12 protein-coding genes and 1 riboswitch are annotated in these 13634 nt (G+C 72.6%); of the genes, 5 read left to right on the top strand and 7 right to left on the bottom strand.

Annotated elements, in window-relative coordinates; all coding sequences use genetic code 11:
* Positions 1-289: 289 nt before the first annotated feature.
* Positions 290-568, bottom strand: coding sequence for a MoaD/ThiS family protein (locus tag DRB89_RS10400; RefSeq protein WP_112449952.1), 279 nt, complete (start codon positions 566-568; stop codon positions 290-292).
* Positions 569-604: 36 nt separating this feature from the next.
* Positions 605-1915, bottom strand: coding sequence for a threonine synthase (gene thrC, locus DRB89_RS10395; protein WP_204357784.1), 1311 nt, complete (start codon positions 1913-1915; stop codon positions 605-607).
* A gap of 17 nt (positions 1916-1932) precedes the next feature.
* A riboswitch (SAM riboswitch) is annotated at positions 1933-2092 on the bottom strand.
* Positions 2093-2278: 186 nt separating this feature from the next.
* Between thrC and DRB89_RS10390 the strand changes: the two genes are divergently transcribed.
* Together DRB89_RS10390 and DRB89_RS10385 are read left to right on the top strand one after the other, a co-directional pair.
* Positions 2279-3250 (top strand): glucosyl-3-phosphoglycerate synthase, encoded by a 972-nt coding sequence (locus DRB89_RS10390; RefSeq protein ID WP_112453619.1) that lies wholly within the window; start codon positions 2279-2281, stop codon positions 3248-3250.
* A gap of 65 nt (positions 3251-3315) precedes the next feature.
* Complete coding sequence (locus DRB89_RS10385) at positions 3316-4671, top strand: trehalose-6-phosphate synthase (RefSeq protein ID WP_112449951.1); 1356 nt, start codon at positions 3316-3318, stop codon at positions 4669-4671.
* Positions 4672-4751: 80 nt separating this feature from the next.
* Here the strand turns inward: DRB89_RS10385 and otsB are convergent, their stop codons facing one another.
* From otsB to DRB89_RS10370, 3 genes are all read right to left on the bottom strand, one after another.
* Positions 4752-5600: a trehalose-phosphatase gene (gene otsB / locus DRB89_RS10380; RefSeq protein ID WP_112449950.1), complete on the bottom strand. Its 849-nt coding sequence runs from the start codon at positions 5598-5600 to the stop codon at positions 4752-4754.
* A 77-nt stretch (positions 5601-5677) separates the two neighbouring features.
* Positions 5678-5926, bottom strand: coding sequence for a DUF3263 domain-containing protein (locus tag DRB89_RS10375; protein WP_112449949.1), 249 nt, complete (start codon positions 5924-5926; stop codon positions 5678-5680).
* A 36-nt stretch (positions 5927-5962) separates the two neighbouring features.
* On the bottom strand, positions 5963-7204 hold the full coding sequence (locus DRB89_RS10370; RefSeq protein ID WP_204358056.1) for an extracellular solute-binding protein: 1242 nt from the start codon (positions 7202-7204) through the stop codon (positions 5963-5965).
* Positions 7205-7529: 325 nt separating this feature from the next.
* Here DRB89_RS10370 and DRB89_RS10365 point away from each other — a divergent pair, with 325 nt between their 5' ends.
* From DRB89_RS10365 to DRB89_RS10355, 3 genes are all read left to right on the top strand, one after another.
* Complete coding sequence (locus tag DRB89_RS10365; protein ID WP_112449947.1) at positions 7530-8462, top strand: ROK family protein; 933 nt, start codon at positions 7530-7532, stop codon at positions 8460-8462.
* Positions 8462-9625, top strand: coding sequence for an N-acetylglucosamine-6-phosphate deacetylase (nagA, locus tag DRB89_RS10360; protein WP_112449946.1), 1164 nt, complete (start codon positions 8462-8464; stop codon positions 9623-9625). The genes DRB89_RS10365 and nagA overlap by 1 nt, the downstream gene beginning before the upstream one ends.
* Positions 9626-9762: 137 nt before the next feature.
* Positions 9763-10683: a 1-phosphofructokinase family hexose kinase gene (locus DRB89_RS10355; protein ID WP_112449945.1), complete on the top strand. Its 921-nt coding sequence runs from the start codon at positions 9763-9765 to the stop codon at positions 10681-10683.
* Between the two features lie 55 nt (positions 10684-10738).
* Here the strand turns inward: DRB89_RS10355 and DRB89_RS10350 are convergent, their stop codons facing one another.
* Both DRB89_RS10350 and cdgB read right to left on the bottom strand, forming a co-directional pair.
* Positions 10739-11791, bottom strand: coding sequence for a CBM35 domain-containing protein (locus tag DRB89_RS10350; protein WP_112449944.1), 1053 nt, complete (start codon positions 11789-11791; stop codon positions 10739-10741).
* 68 nt (positions 11792-11859) lie between these two features.
* The gene (gene cdgB / locus DRB89_RS10345; protein WP_112449943.1) at positions 11860-13605 is read right to left on the bottom strand and encodes a diguanylate cyclase CdgB; all 1746 of its coding nucleotides are present in this window, start codon (positions 13603-13605) and stop codon (positions 11860-11862) included.
* Between the last annotated feature and the right edge of the window lie 29 nt (positions 13606-13634).

Here is a 13634-nt window from a genome sequence, read left to right as displayed (position 1 = left end):
TCCGACGAGAATTCTGGACATGGCAAAAGATTGAAATAGGGTGAAAACTAGGAATATTCCAGGGCAACTCGGGCCGGACAAGCCAGGCCAACGCCCCATACCGCACTTGCATGTTGACTCAATGTCAACCCTCACGCGGCCCGCTCATATGCGGCGGGCAAGTCCAGCGGAGGGGACTTCCCCAACTCTACCGCGCCCAACCAAGCAGAATTGCCCCCTCCGTTTATTACCGGAGGGGGCAATTCAGCGTTCTGGTCCATCAGCGGCCGGAAGTCGGCCGCCGGATTGTTCAGCAGCCGCCGGCCACCGCGGGGATGATCGAGACGCCCGCGCCGTCCGGAGTGGACGTCTGCAGCCCGCCCTCGAAGCGCACGTCGTCGTCGTTGACGTAGACGTTCACGAAGCGGCGCAGCTTGCCCTGGTCGTCCAGGACGCGCGCGGCGATGCCCGGGTGGCTCTTCTCCAGGGACTCGATGACCTCGGCGAGGGTCGTGCCCTCGGCGGGGACCTCGGCCTTGCCGCCGGTGTAGGTGCGCAGGATGGTGGGGATGCGGACGTTGACGCTCATGGCGCTACTGCCTTTCCGGTGTGCAGAGGAGGGAGATCAGGCCAGGTTGGCGGCGCGGAACGCGTCCAGGCTCGGGCGGATGGTGGCGGTCTGGCCACCGCCGGCGGCCACCGCCTCCAGGGTCTTGAGGCCGTCACCGGTGTTCAGGATCACGGTGGTCAGCGAGGGGTCCAGCTGCCCGTTCTCGATGAGCTTCTTCGTCACGCCGACGGTGACGCCGCCCGCGGTCTCGGCGAAGATGCCCTCGGTCTGCGCGAGGATCTTGATGGCCTCGACGACCTGGACGTCGTTGACGTCCTCGACGTAGCCGCCGGTGCGGCGCGCGATGTCCAGGACGTACGGGCCGTCCGCCGGGTTGCCGATGGCCAGCGACTTGGCGATGGTGTTGGGCTTCTGCGGGCGCACCACCTCGTGACCGGCCTTGAAGGCGGTGGAGACGGGCGAGCAGCCCTCGGCCTGGGCGCCGAAGATCTTGTACGGCTTGTCCTCGACGAGGCCGAGCTTGATCAGCTCCTGCAGACCCTTGTCGATCTTCGTCAACTGCGAGCCGGACGCGATCGGGATGACGATCTGGTCGGGCAGCTGCCAGCCGAGCTGCTCGCAGATCTCGTACGCCAGGGTCTTGGAGCCCTCGCCGTAGTACGGGCGCAGGTTGACGTTGACGAAGCCCCAGCCCTCGCCCAGCGGGTCGCCGATGAGCTCGGAGCAGAAGCGGTTGACGTCGTCGTAGTTGCCCTCGATGCCGACCAGGTCGCCACCGTAGACACCGGCCATGATGACCTTGCCCTGCTCCAGGTCGTGCGGGATGAACACGCAGGAGCGGAAGCCGGCGCGGGCGGCGGCGGCGCCGACGGCGCCGGCCAGGTTGCCGGTGGAGGAGCAGGACAGGGTGGTGAAGCCGAAGGCGCGGGCGGCCTCGACGGCGATGGCCACGACGCGGTCCTTGAAGGAGTGCGTCGGGTTGCCGGAGTCGTCCTTGACGTAGAGCTTGCCGGTGACGCCCAGCTCCTTGGCCAGGTTCCGCGCGTCCACGAGCTTGGTGAAGCCCGGGTTCAGGCTCGGCTTGGAGGCCACGTCCGCCGGGACGGGCAGCAGCGGCGCGTAGCGCCAGATGTTGTCGGGGCCGGCCTCGATCGCGGCGCGCAGGGCTTCCGGATCACCCAGCGGCAGGTCGTACGAGACTTCGAGCGGGCCGAAGCACTCGGCGCAGGCGAAGATCGGGCCGAGCTCGAAGCGGGTGCCGCACTCACGACAGGAGAGGCCGGTGGCGGGACCGAGATCGACAGAAGTGCCAGAAGTGGCGGTTTCAACGGTTTCGGCAGAGGTTGCGACAGACTGTGCAGCCATGATGGCGAGGCCCTTTCTCCTCATCTTCCCCATGGCGCACTTCGCCATGAGACGGAATTGGCACCTTCCCTAGCCGGGGACCTCGCTGACGCCGCTGGATGTGCGCGATCGCGAGAACCGACTGGAGGGTTGCCGGGGCTTCAACGGGCCGTGTCCCTCTGCCCCTCTGGATGAGCGGTATGGCACCGGGCGACGCGCTCTACGGCGCACCCGGGCGTTTGTACGCGGGGACCCCCGGCATGCGGTGGACCTTCGCGTTGTTCAAGACTGTAACCGAAGGCCCGGGGGGTTGAGACAGCCGTCCGAACCGCGAGATGGATCACATTTCGGTCGAAACGATGGAAGAACCAGGGAGTGCTGAAGGTGCTGGAAGAGGTGGAGCGATGGCTGGCCGACCGCTCCTGGTCCGCCGCCGACCGACCGCTCGGCCAGCTGCTCTCCGCCAAGCGGGCAGCCGGGACCACCGTGAGCGTGGTGCTGCCGGCGCTCGACGAGGAGGCGACGGTCGGCGACATCGTCGAGGTGATCCGGCGCGATCTGATCGAGGGGCTGGCGGTGCCCCTGGTGGACGAGCTGGTCGTGGTCGACTCGGGGTCCACCGACCGCACGGCGGAGGTCGCGGCGAAGGCCGGGGCCCGGGTGGTCCACCGCGACGACATCCTGCCGCGGATCCCCGCCCTGCCCGGCAAGGGCGAGGTGCTGTGGCGCTCGCTGCTGGCGACCACCGGTGACATCGTCTGCTTCGTCGACGCCGATCTGCGCGACTTCTCGGCCGACTTCGTCTCCGGGATCGTCGGCCCGCTGCTGACCGATCCGGACCTGCGCTTCGTCAAGGCCATGTACGACCGCCCCCTCGTCACCGGGCCCGACCCCGACGGGATCGCCCCCGGCCAGGGCGGCCGGGTCACCGAGCTCGTGGCCCGCCCCCTGCTCAACCTGCACTGGCCGCAGCTGGCCGGCTTCGTCCAGCCGCTGGGCGGCGAGTACGCCGTCCGCCGCGAGCTGCTGGAACGGCTGCCGTTCCCCGTCGGCTACGGGGTCGAGCTGGGCCTGATGGTGGACGCCCTGCACACGGCCGGGCTGGACGCGCTCGCCCAGGTGGACGTGGGCGTACGGCTCCACCGCCACCAGGACGGGCAGGCACTGGGGCGGATGGCCGCGGCGATCTACCGCACCGCGCAGGTGCGGCTCGCGCGCGGGCACCTCGTCCGGCCGGAGCTGACGCAGTTCGACCGCGGCCCGGACGGCTTCGTCGCCCACGACCACCCCGTGGACACCGAGGAGCGGCCGCCGATGCGGGACATCGAGGAGTACGCGCGGCGGCGCGCGGCGTGAACGGGCAACCCGCCGCGCGCGGGCACTGACGTTTGACCGGGGGCGGGGCGGGCTAGGTTCGCCGCATGGCTTCCCAGGTGCTCGTCGCCGCGAACCGCGGCCCGCTCTCGTACGCCCTCGACGCGCAAGGAACGCTCAGTGCCCGCCGCGGCGGGGGCGGGCTCGTCTCCGGCCTCTCCGCGGCCCTCGCGGAGCAGCCCGGCGCGCTGTGGATCTGCGCGGCGCTCTCGGACGCGGACCGCGAGGCGGTACGGCGGGGCGTGGCCGAGCCGGGCGTCCGGATGCTGGACATCGATCCCGCGGTCTACGACGACGCGTACAACGGCATCGCGAACTCGGTGCTGTGGTTCCTGCACCACCACCTGTACGACATCCCGCGCGAGCCGGTCTTCGACGCGGCGTTCCGGCGGCGCTGGGCCTCGTACACGGCGTACAACGAGGCGTTCGCCGCGGCCCTGGCCGAGGAGGCCGCGCAGGGGGCCCGCGTCCTGGTCCAGGACTACCACCTGGCACTGGTCCCGGGCCTGCTGCGGGAGCTGCGCCCGGACCTGCGGATCGGGCACTTCACGCACACCCCGTGGGCGTCGCCCGAGTTCCTGGGGATGCTCCCGGACGACATCCGCGGGCAGCTGCTGCGGGGGATGCTCGGGGCGGACCGGGTGGGCTTCCACACGGAGCGGTGGGCGCGGGAGTTCACGGCGTCGGCGGGGCCCGAGGCGCCGGTGGCGGTGTACCCGCTGGGCGTGGACGGGGACGAGCTGCGGGCGCTGGCGCACCGGCCGGAGGTGGACGCGAAGCTGGCGGAGCTGCGGGAGCGGACGGCCGGCCTGAAGACGATCGTCCGGGTGGACCGCACGGAGCTGTCGAAGAACATCCTGCGGGGCCTGCTGGCCTACCGGGAGCTGCTGGAGGTCCACCCCGAGTGGCGCGGGCGGGTGGTGCACCTGGCCTCCGCCTACCCGTCCCGGCAGGACCTGGCGGTGTACCGGGAGTACACGCGGGCGGTGGCGGACCTGGCGGCCTCGGTCAACGAGGAGTTCGGCACCGCGGACTGGCAGCCGGTGCTGGTCTCGGTGGAGGACGACTTCGCGCGGTCGCTGGCGGCGTACCGGCTGGCGGACGTGGCGCTGGTCAATCCGGTGCGGGACGGGATGAACCTGGTGGCGAAGGAGATCCCGGTGGTGTCGGAGGCGGGGTGCGCGCTGGTGCTGTCGACGGGGGCGGGGGCGTACGAGGAGCTGGCCGAGGACGCGCTGACGGTGAACCCGTACGACGTCACGGCGACGGCGCGGGCGTTGCACGCGGCGCTGTCCATGCCGGCGGCCGAGCGCGCGGACCGTACGAAGCGGCTGGCCGCGGCGGCGACGGCCCTCCCCCCGGCCCAGTGGCTCACGGCCCAGCTCACGGACCTCCGGGACTGAGCCGCGTCCGGGCTGAGCCGCGCCGGGCTGAGCCGTGTCCGGGCTGAGCCGTGCGGGGCCGTTGCCCGGCCCCGCCCGGGTCAGGCGTGTACGGCCGCGGCCAGCGCGGCCAGCAGCGCCACGACCTCGGCCGGGCCGGACAGGACCAGGTCCGCGCGTGCGGCGAGCTCCGGCACGTCCGCCGAGCCGCTGCACACCAGCAGCCCCGGCAGCCCGTCCCCCCGCAGCTTCTCCACCGCCGAGAACGCCGCGAGGTCGCCCAGGTCGTCGCCCGCGTACAGCACGGAGGTCGCCCCCACCTCCGCGAGGTACTCCGTGAGCGCCACGCCCTTGTCCATGCCCGGCGGCCTCAGCTCCAGCACCGCGCGGCCCGGCTCGACCATCAGCCCGTGGCGGGCCGCCAGCCCCTCCAGGGGCTCGCGCAGGGCCGCGAAGGCAGCCGCGGGGTCGTCCGCCCGGCGGGTGTGGACGGCCAGCGCCTGGCCCTTCTCCTCGATCCAGGTGCCGCGCCACGCGCCGATCGCGTCCAGGAACCCCGGCAGCTCGGCGCGCAGCGCCGCCACCCCGGGGTGTTCGGCCGGGGCGTGCACGATGCCGCTCACGGCGTCCCAGCGCTCGGCCCCGTAGTGCCCCAGCACCACCAGGTGCTCGAGGCCCGGGACCCCGGCGAAGCCGCCGTAGCGGACGGCGACCCCGGCCGGCCGGCCCGTGACGACCGCGACCGATCCCACGCGGGGCGCCAGCGCGGACAGCGCGGCGACGGCCGCGGGGTGGGCCCGCGCCTGATCGGGGTCGGGGACGATGTCGGCGAGGGTGCCGTCGAAGTCGAGGGCGACGACGGAGTGGTGCGGTGCGTGCAGGAGGGCGTCGAGTCCCTCGCGTCCGGCGGCTGTGACGGGCATCGGCAGATCGTGCGGATGGCTCCCCATACGCTCGACCCTAACGGCCGAGCCGGGCCACGGCTACGGCGCGCGGAAGACCGCTGCCGCGACCGCTGCCGCCACCGCTACCGCCGTGCCCGCTGGGCTTCGCGGATGCGCCGCAGCCGGTTCACGGTGCCCGGCGCGTGCCGCAGCGCCCTCGGGTCGTCCATCAGCGCGTTGAGCAGCTGGTAGTAGCGGACCGGGGCCATCCCCAGCCCTTCCCGTATGGCCCGCTCCTTGGCGCCGGGTCCGGGCCAGGTGCGCCCTTCGTAGGCGAGCACCGCCGCCTCGTCGGCGGTCAGCCCGGCCGGCGGCCGCCCGTCGTCCGTCATACGGCCAGATTAACGCCGCCCTCCGACAGCCACCGCTCAGCGCGGGTCGTTCTTGCGCGCCGTCTCCGCTATCTCGCCGAGGACCTTGGCGGGCTGTCCGCCCGGCTGCACGGTCGTGCCGATGTTCTTCTTGATGTCCTCGCTCACGCCCGCCCAGGACTTCTTGCCGACCGGGTACAGCCGCGCGTTCGGCAGCGCCTGCAGGAAGGTCTTCAGCTGCGTCGACGAGGCGCCCGTGGCGGCCTGCATCTCCCGGTAGCCGCTGGTGGTGACCGGGAGCAGGTCGTACTTGCCGGTGAAGGCCGTCACGTTGTTCGGCTCGTACAGGAAGTCCAGGAACTGCCCGGACTCCTTCTTGTGGCCGGTCTTGAAGGCCATGACCCAGTCGGCGACGCCCATCGTCGAGTGGTCGGTCCCGTCGGAGGTCGGCATGGGGACCATGCCGTACTTCACGCCCTTGTCGGCGGCCTGCTTGAGCAGCGTCGGGTGCCCGTTGAGCATGCCGACCTCGCCGCGCGTGAAAGCGTCGAAGGCGGCCTGCCGGTCCAGCTTGGACGGCTCGACGGGGCCGGTCAGGCCCGGTGCGACGAGCTTGTCGCGCAGGTACTCGAAGGTCTTGACGTTGTCCGCGGAGTCGATCGAGTACGCCTCTTCGTTGTCGCTGTAGCCGCCGCCGCCCGCGAGCATCCACTGCATGGTCTCGGCCTGCGCCTCCTCGCGGCCCAGGGGCAGCGCGAAGGGGGTCGGGACCCCGGCCGCCTTGAGCTTCTTGGCCGCGGCCTCCAGCTCGGCCCAGCTCTTGGGCTGCCAGGCGCCCTTGGCGTCCTTGGGGATGACGCCGGCGTCGGTGAGCAGCTTCTCGTTGTAGAACATCAGCCGGGTGCTGGCCACGAAGGGCATGCCGTACTGGACGCGCTTGACCTTGCCCGCGTCGGCGAGCGGCGCGAGGAAGTCGGCCTCGGTCTTCACGGACAGCAGTTCGTCGGCGGAGTAGAGCTTGCCGTCGGCGGCGTAGTCGGCGTAGGCGCCGATCTGGGCGACGTCGGGGGCCTTGCCGTCCTTGACCATCTCGGCGACCTTGGCGTCGACCTCGGACCAGGAGTAGACGTCGACCTGGACCTTGATGCCGGGGTGGTTCTGCTCGAAGGCCGTGGCGAGGCCCTTCCAGTAGCCCTTCGAGGAGTTCTCGGGATTGTCCCCGTAGTCGGCCGCCACGACCCGCAGGGTGACCTCGTTGTTCCCGGTGAGGCTCGACAGGGCTCCGCAGCCGGTCAGCATCACCGTCGTCAGGCCGAGCGCGAGGCCGGACGCGGCGAGGTTCAGGTTTCGGGCCTGCACAGTTCGAGCCTTCACAGTTCTCGTTCCACCCCAGGTTGTTCCGTACGATTCGCGTAAAGGTCTACACCACTCTCGCGCCTCGTCAACATCCACCCCCAAACGTGCACACGCCCTGCACGCGCCCACCAGCACACCTGCGCGCGAACTCCTCGGCGCGGGCCCGCGCACCGACCAAGGTCCCGAATTTGTATGGCGGCTCAACAATCCCCCTCAGTGGACTAGACCTTTCCCCTCCAAGCACGCGAGACTGTCACCCGTGAAACCCGTGAAACACGTCATCGCCCTCGATGTGGGCGGCACTGGGATGAAGGCCGCCCTCGTCGCCGACGACGGCACCCTGCTCTACGAAGCGCGCCGCGCCACCGGCCGCGAGCGCGGTCCCGAAGCCGTCGTCGAGACGATCCAGGACTTCGCCTTCGAACTCCTCGCCCTGGGCCGGGAGCGCTTCGCCGTGGCCGCCTCGGCCGCCGGCGTCGCCGTCCCCGGCATCGTCGACGCCGAGAACGGGATCGCCGTCTACGCGGCGAACCTGGGCTGGCGCGACGTCCCCATGCGCGAACTGCTCGCCAGACGCCTCGGCGGGATCCCCGTAGCCCTCGGCCACGACGTCCGCACGGGCGGACTCGCCGAAGGCCGCATCGGCGCGGGCCGCGGCGCCGACCGCTTCCTGTTCGTCCCGCTCGGCACCGGCATCGCCGGCGCCATCGGCATCGCCGGCCGCATCGAGGCCGGCGCGCACGGCTACGCCGGCGAGATCGGCCACATCGTGGTCCGCCCCGGCGGCCCCGCCTGCGGCTGCGGCCAGTACGGCTGCCTGGAGACCCTCGCCTCCGCCTCCGCCGTCAGCCGCGCCTGGGCGGCCGCCTCCGGCGACCCCGAAGCCGACGCCGCGGACTGCGCCAAGGCCGTCGAATCCGGCGACCCCGCCGCGAAGGAAGTGTGGCTCGCCGCCATCGGAGCCCTCGCCGACGGCCTGGTCACCGCCATCACCCTGCTGGACCCGAGCACCCTGATCATCGGTGGCGGTCTGGCCGAGGCCGGGGAAACCTTGTTCACACCACTCCGGACGGCCGTGGAGGAACGCGTGACGTTCCAGCGGCTGCCCCACATCGTTCCGGCGGCCCTAGGGGACACCGCCGGATGCCTGGGCGCAGGGCTGCTCGCCTGGGATCTACTCGCCACGGAGGTACCTGCCTGATGTCCGGAAGCGCACATGTGGCCCGCAGCACCGTTCTCTCCGGAGCCGACGTGGTGCTGCCCACCGGCATCGTCAAGGGCGGCCGCCTCATCGTCGACGGCGAGCGCATCGCCGGCAGCGCCGACGAGAACGCGGCCGTGGTCGACCTCACCGGCTGCCTGGTCGTCCCCGGCTTCGTCGACATGCACAACCACGGCGGCGGCGGCGCCTCCTTCACCTCCGGCACCGCCGAGGAGGTGCTCAAGGGCGTACGGACCCACCGCGAGCACGGCACCACCACCCTGGTCGCCTCCACCGTCACCGGCGACCTCGACGAGCTCGCCCGCCGCGCCGGGCTGCTCTCCGAGCTGACCCAGCAGGGCGACATCGCGGGCATCCACTTCGAGGGGCCCTTCATCAACCCCTGCCGCAAGGGGGCCCACAAGGAAGACCTGCTGCGCGACCCCGACCCGGCCGAGGTCCGCAAGCTGATCGACGCCTCCCACGGCGCCGCCCGCATGTTCACCCTCGCCACCGAGCTCCCGGGCGGCCTGGACTCCGTACGGCTGCTGGCCGAGCACGGGGTCATCGCCGCGATCGGCCACACGGACTCCACGTACGAGCAGACCCTCGAGGCCATCGACGCGGGCGCCACCGTGGCCACCCACCTCTACAACGCGATGCCGGGCCTGGAGCACCGCGCCCCCGGCCCGATCGCGGCGCTGCTGGAGGACGAGCGGGTCACCGTCGAGCTCATCAACGACGGCACCCACCTGCACCCGGCCATGCTGGAGCTGGCCTTCCACCACGCGGGCGCGCACCGCGTGGCGCTGATCACCGACGCGATGGACGCCGCCGGCTTCGGCGACGGCATCTACCACCTCGGGCCGCTGGAGGTCGAGGTCAAGGAGGGCGTCGCCCGCCTCGTCGAGGGCGGCTCCATCGCGGGCTCCACCCTCACCCTGGACACCGCCTTCAAGCGGTCCGTCACCCTCGACAAGCTCCCCGTCGAGTCCGTGGTCCAGGCGATCTCCGCCAACCCGGCCAAGCTGATCGGCGTCTACGACCAGGTCGGCTCGCTGGAGCCCGGCAAGTACGCGGACCTCGTCGTCCTCGACTCCGCCTTCGACGTCAAGGGCGTCATGCGGCGCGGCGAATGGATCGTCAACCCGGTCAAGGCGTAGCAACGGCAACCGTCATGAGCGGGCATCACACGGTCGCGGCCGGTCCGGGGAACCGGGCCGGCCGCACCCTTGCCCCGGCTACCGCAGGGCGGCGCCTCCTGGCATGATCCCGGCACACCCCGAGACCGAGGCCCGCCATGATCCTGACCGTGACGCCCAACACCGCGCTCGACGTCACCTACCGCGTCCCGAAGCTGCACCCGCACGCCTCCCACCGCGTCACCGACGTCGCCGAACGCCCCGGCGGCAAGGGCCTCAACGTCGCCCGCGTCCTGGCCGCCCTCGGCCACGAGGTGACCGCGACCGGCTTCGCGGGCGGCCGCACGGGAGCCGTCGTACGCGAACTGCTCGCCGCCTCCCCCGGCGTGCGCGACGCGCTGGTGCCCTGCGCGGGCACCACCCGGCGCACCCTCGCCGTCGTCGACGAGGCCTCGGGCGACACCACGCAGTTCAACGAGCCGGGCCCGCTGATCACCCCGGCCGAGTGGGCCGGCTTCCTGTCCCGCTACGAGGCCCTGCTCGCGGACGGCGCGCACGCCGTGGCCCTGTGCGGCAGCCTGCCCCCGGGCGTCCCCGTCGGCGCCTACGCCGTCCTGGTCCGGGCGGCCCGCGCGGCCGGCGTCCCCGTACTCCTGGACACCAGCGGCGAGGCCCTGCGGCGCGGGGTCGCCGCCCGCCCCGACATGATCAAGCCGAACGCCGCCGAACTCGCCGAGCTGACCGGATCCCGGGACCCGCTGCCCGCCACCCGGGACGCCCGCCGGCGCGGCGCCCACGCCGTGATCACCTCGCTCGGCCCGGCGGGCCTGCTCGCCTCGACCGCCCGGGGCACCTGGCGGGCGGCCCCGCCCCGCACCCTGGCGGGCAACCCCACCGGCGCCGGCGACTCCGCCGTCGCCGGCCTGCTCTCCGCCCTCGCCGAGGGCCTGGACTGGCCGGAGCGGCTGGTCCGCGCGGTCGCCCTCTCGGCGGCCACGGTCGCGGCCCCCGCCGCGGGAGAGTTCGACCCCCGCACCTACGAGGAGGTACGGGGGTCGGTGAAGGTCACGGCCGGCTAGACCGTCCCGCTCGGATCCTCTCGGATCCTGTCGGATCCTGTCGGATCCTGTCGGATCAGCCGCCCGCCTGCAGCCAGAGCTGGTCGATGTTGACCTGGCACTTGTTGCCGGCCTCGCACGACAGCTTGATCGTGTTGGTGCCCTTGTTGAGGGTCACCTGGCCCCAGGTGGACTGCCAGCCCTTCTCCCAGTCGCCCTTGGCCGACCCGGCGAAGTTCCGCATGCTCAGCGGCGAGCCGTTCGGCTTCCCGTTCACCGCGAGGGTGCCGTTCGCGTCCTCGCCGGGGATGCCGAAGCGCACGTAGAGCCGGTAGGTGCCCTCCTTGGGCACGTCCAGCGTCCAGGTCACCGCCGCGCCCGGCTGGTTGAAGTTGCCGACGTACTGGCCGCTCGCGCTCTTCGCACCCGGCGTGGTGTTCATCAGCGACGCGCCGCCGCTGATGACCATGCCCGGACCGCCCGCGTCGCCCTTGGGCAGCTCGGCCTCCGGCGACGCGGAGCCGCTCGGCTGGCCGGACGGGTTGTTCGAGGGAGCCGACTGGCTCTGGCCCGGGTTCGCCTTGTTCTTGTCGTCGTTCTTGTCCTTGTCACCGAAGGTCACCGCGGCACCGATGCCGATCGCGACCGCAGCGACCACCGCGACGGCGGCGATGAGCATGCCCTTGCGGCTGGACCCGCCGCCACCGCCGTGACCGCCGCCGCCCGGCAGCGGCACGGACTGCGTGTACTGCGGCGCGGACTGCTGCTGCGGCGGCACGCCGTAGCCGCCCGCCTGCAGCGCCTCGGGGGCCTGGTACTGCGCCTGGTAACCCTGGGACTGCTGCGGGCCGCCCTGCTGCGGGCCGCCCTGCTGGTACGGAACGGGGCCGCGCTGGCCGCCGTACGGCCGGTCGCCGACCGTGCGGACCTGGTTGTACGAGGTCCGGGGCACGCCCGGCTGCGCGCCGCCCGACTGACCGCCGACGAGCCCTGGGTAGCCGTACCCGCCGCCCTGGCCGGGCGGGGTGGCACCGGCGGCCTGGCCGTCCTCGTAGAGGTAGCCGAACGGATCGTCGTCCTCGGGCTTGTCCGCCCCACCGTTCGGGCTGTTGTTCGCGGGCGTCGTCATCGCAGGTCACTCCTTTCGACCGCGGCGAGCCTACCCCGAACAGGTGCGCCCACGGGTGGCGAGCGGACTCACCCGGCCCGGCGGTGGGCCTTCGAGCGGGACCGCTTCTCGATGTACATCCGCTGGTCGGCGGAGCGCAGGACCTCGTCCGCGGACATCCCGCAGCTGGCCCAGCCGATGCCGAAACTGGCTCCCACACGGACCGCGCGGCCGTCCACCCGGATCGGCGGGATGATCGCGTTGCGCAGCCGCACGGCGAGGTCGGCGGCGTCCGCGGCGCCCAGGCCGTCGGCCAGGACCACGAACTCGTCACCACCCAGGCGGGCGACGGTGTCACCGTCCCTGACGCCGGTCGTCAGCCGCCGGGCCACCTCGATCAGGACCGCGTCGCCGGTGTGGTGCCCGAACCGGTCGTTGATCGACTTGAAGCCGTCGAGGTCGCAGAAGAGCACCGCGAGCCCCTTCGTGCCGTCGTCGATCTCGGTCGCGGGCGCCACCGTGTGCACGTGGTGGTCGTACGGGCCCCCCGCCGGGCCGGCCCCGTGGCCGGGCGGGCCGCCGGGACCGCCGGGGAACTCGAAGGGGTCGGGGAAGCCGTCGGGCCGGAAGCCGTGCTCGCCGGAGCCCGCGCCCGGGCCGGTGCCCGCGCCCGTCGCCTGGCCCGGGATGCCGTCCGGCGCGGGCCGGCCCTCGTAGGCCGCGTCCAGCGCCTCCACGGCGGTGGCGCGCACCGACTGCGGCAGGCGGCAGAGCCGGGCGCCGAGCCGGGCGCGCAGCTCGGCGCTGTTGGGCAGGCCGGTCAGCGAGTCGTGGCTGGCCCGGTGGGCGAGCTGGAGCTCGTGCCGCTTGCGCTCCTCGATGTCCTCGACGTGGGTGAGGAGGAAGCGGGGCCCGTCGGCGGCGTCCGCCACCACGGAGTTGCGCAGCGACACCCAGACGTACGTGCCGTCGCGCCGGCCCAGGCGCAGCTCGGCGCGGCCGCCCTCGGCGGAGGTGCGCAGCAGGGTGCCGATGTCCTCGGGGTGGACCAGGTCGGAGAAGGAGTAGCGGCGCAGCACGGAGGCGGGCCGCCCCAGCAGCCGGCACAGCGCGTCGTTGGTGCGCAGCAGGCGGCCGTGCTGGTCGCCGCCCATCTCGGCGATGGCCATGCCGCTGGGCGCGTACTCGAAGGCCTGGCGGAACGACTCTTCACTGGCGCGCAGGGCCTGCTGCTCGCGCTCCAGGCGGACCAGGGCGCGCTGCATGTTCGCGCGCAGCCGGGCGTTGCTGATCGCAATGGCGGCCTGGAACGCGTACATCTGGAGCGCCTCGCGGCCCCACGCGCCGGGGCGCCGGCCGTTGCGCGGGCGGTCCACGGAGACGACGCCGAGCAGTTCGCCGCCGGAGGCGTACATGGGGGCGTAGAGCCGGTCCTCGGGGTGCCATTCGTCTTCGAAGCGCGGGTCGGGGCCGTCGGTGTGCCACTGGGGGACGTCGTCCTCCATGAGGACCCAGCCCTCGGTGTGCGGGATGAAGCGCAGGCCGTCCCAGTTCTCGCCCATCGTCAGGCGGCGCTCCCAGGAGGCGCGCGAGCCGACCCGGCCGGTGATCAGGGCTTCGGCGGCGGGGTCCCCGGCGAAGGCGGCGACGACCAGATCCCCGTCAGGGCGTACGAGGTTGACACAGGCGAGTTCGTATCCGAGGCCGACGACGATGCCGTCCACGACGGTCTGCAGGGTGTCGGCCAGGCTCCGGGCCGTATTGAGCTCGGCCACCACTTGGTGCAGCTGCCGCAGGGTCGCAAGACGGACGTACGGCTCCGACTCGGTCTCCATTGCTCGCTCTCCCCGAGACCTCGACAGCA

Source organism: Streptomyces sp. ICC4 (assembly GCF_003287915.1).
GTDB lineage: Bacteria > Actinomycetota > Actinomycetes > Streptomycetales > Streptomycetaceae > Streptomyces > Streptomyces tritrimontium.
This window is presented reverse-complemented; position numbering and strand designations above follow the sequence as displayed.

Bases quoted from the DNA above. Each gene is read 5' to 3' on its own strand.
- DRB89_RS10350 (WP_112449944.1), bottom strand. From the start codon at position 11,791: ATGACGACGCCCGCGAACAACAGCCCGAACGGTGGGGCGGACAAGCCC.
- DRB89_RS10385 (WP_112449951.1), top strand. From the start codon at position 3,316: ATGGCTTCCCAGGTGCTCGTCGCCGCGAACCGCGGCCCGCTCTCGTAC.
- thrC (WP_204357784.1), bottom strand. From the start codon at position 1,915: ATGGCTGCACAGTCTGTCGCAACCTCTGCCGAAACCGTTGAAACCGCC.
- nagA (WP_112449946.1), top strand. From the start codon at position 8,462: ATGTCCGGAAGCGCACATGTGGCCCGCAGCACCGTTCTCTCCGGAGCC.
- DRB89_RS10400 (WP_112449952.1), bottom strand. From the start codon at position 568: ATGAGCGTCAACGTCCGCATCCCCACCATCCTGCGCACCTACACCGGC.
- DRB89_RS10375 (WP_112449949.1), bottom strand. From the start codon at position 5,926: ATGACGGACGACGGGCGGCCGCCGGCCGGGCTGACCGCCGACGAGGCG.
- otsB (WP_112449950.1), bottom strand. From the start codon at position 5,600: ATGGGGAGCCATCCGCACGATCTGCCGATGCCCGTCACAGCCGCCGGA.
- DRB89_RS10355 (WP_112449945.1), top strand. From the start codon at position 9,763: ATGATCCTGACCGTGACGCCCAACACCGCGCTCGACGTCACCTACCGC.
- DRB89_RS10370 (WP_204358056.1), bottom strand. From the start codon at position 7,204: ATGCTGACCGGCTGCGGAGCCCTGTCGAGCCTCACCGGGAACAACGAG.
- cdgB (WP_112449943.1), bottom strand. From the start codon at position 13,605: ATGGAGACCGAGTCGGAGCCGTACGTCCGTCTTGCGACCCTGCGGCAG.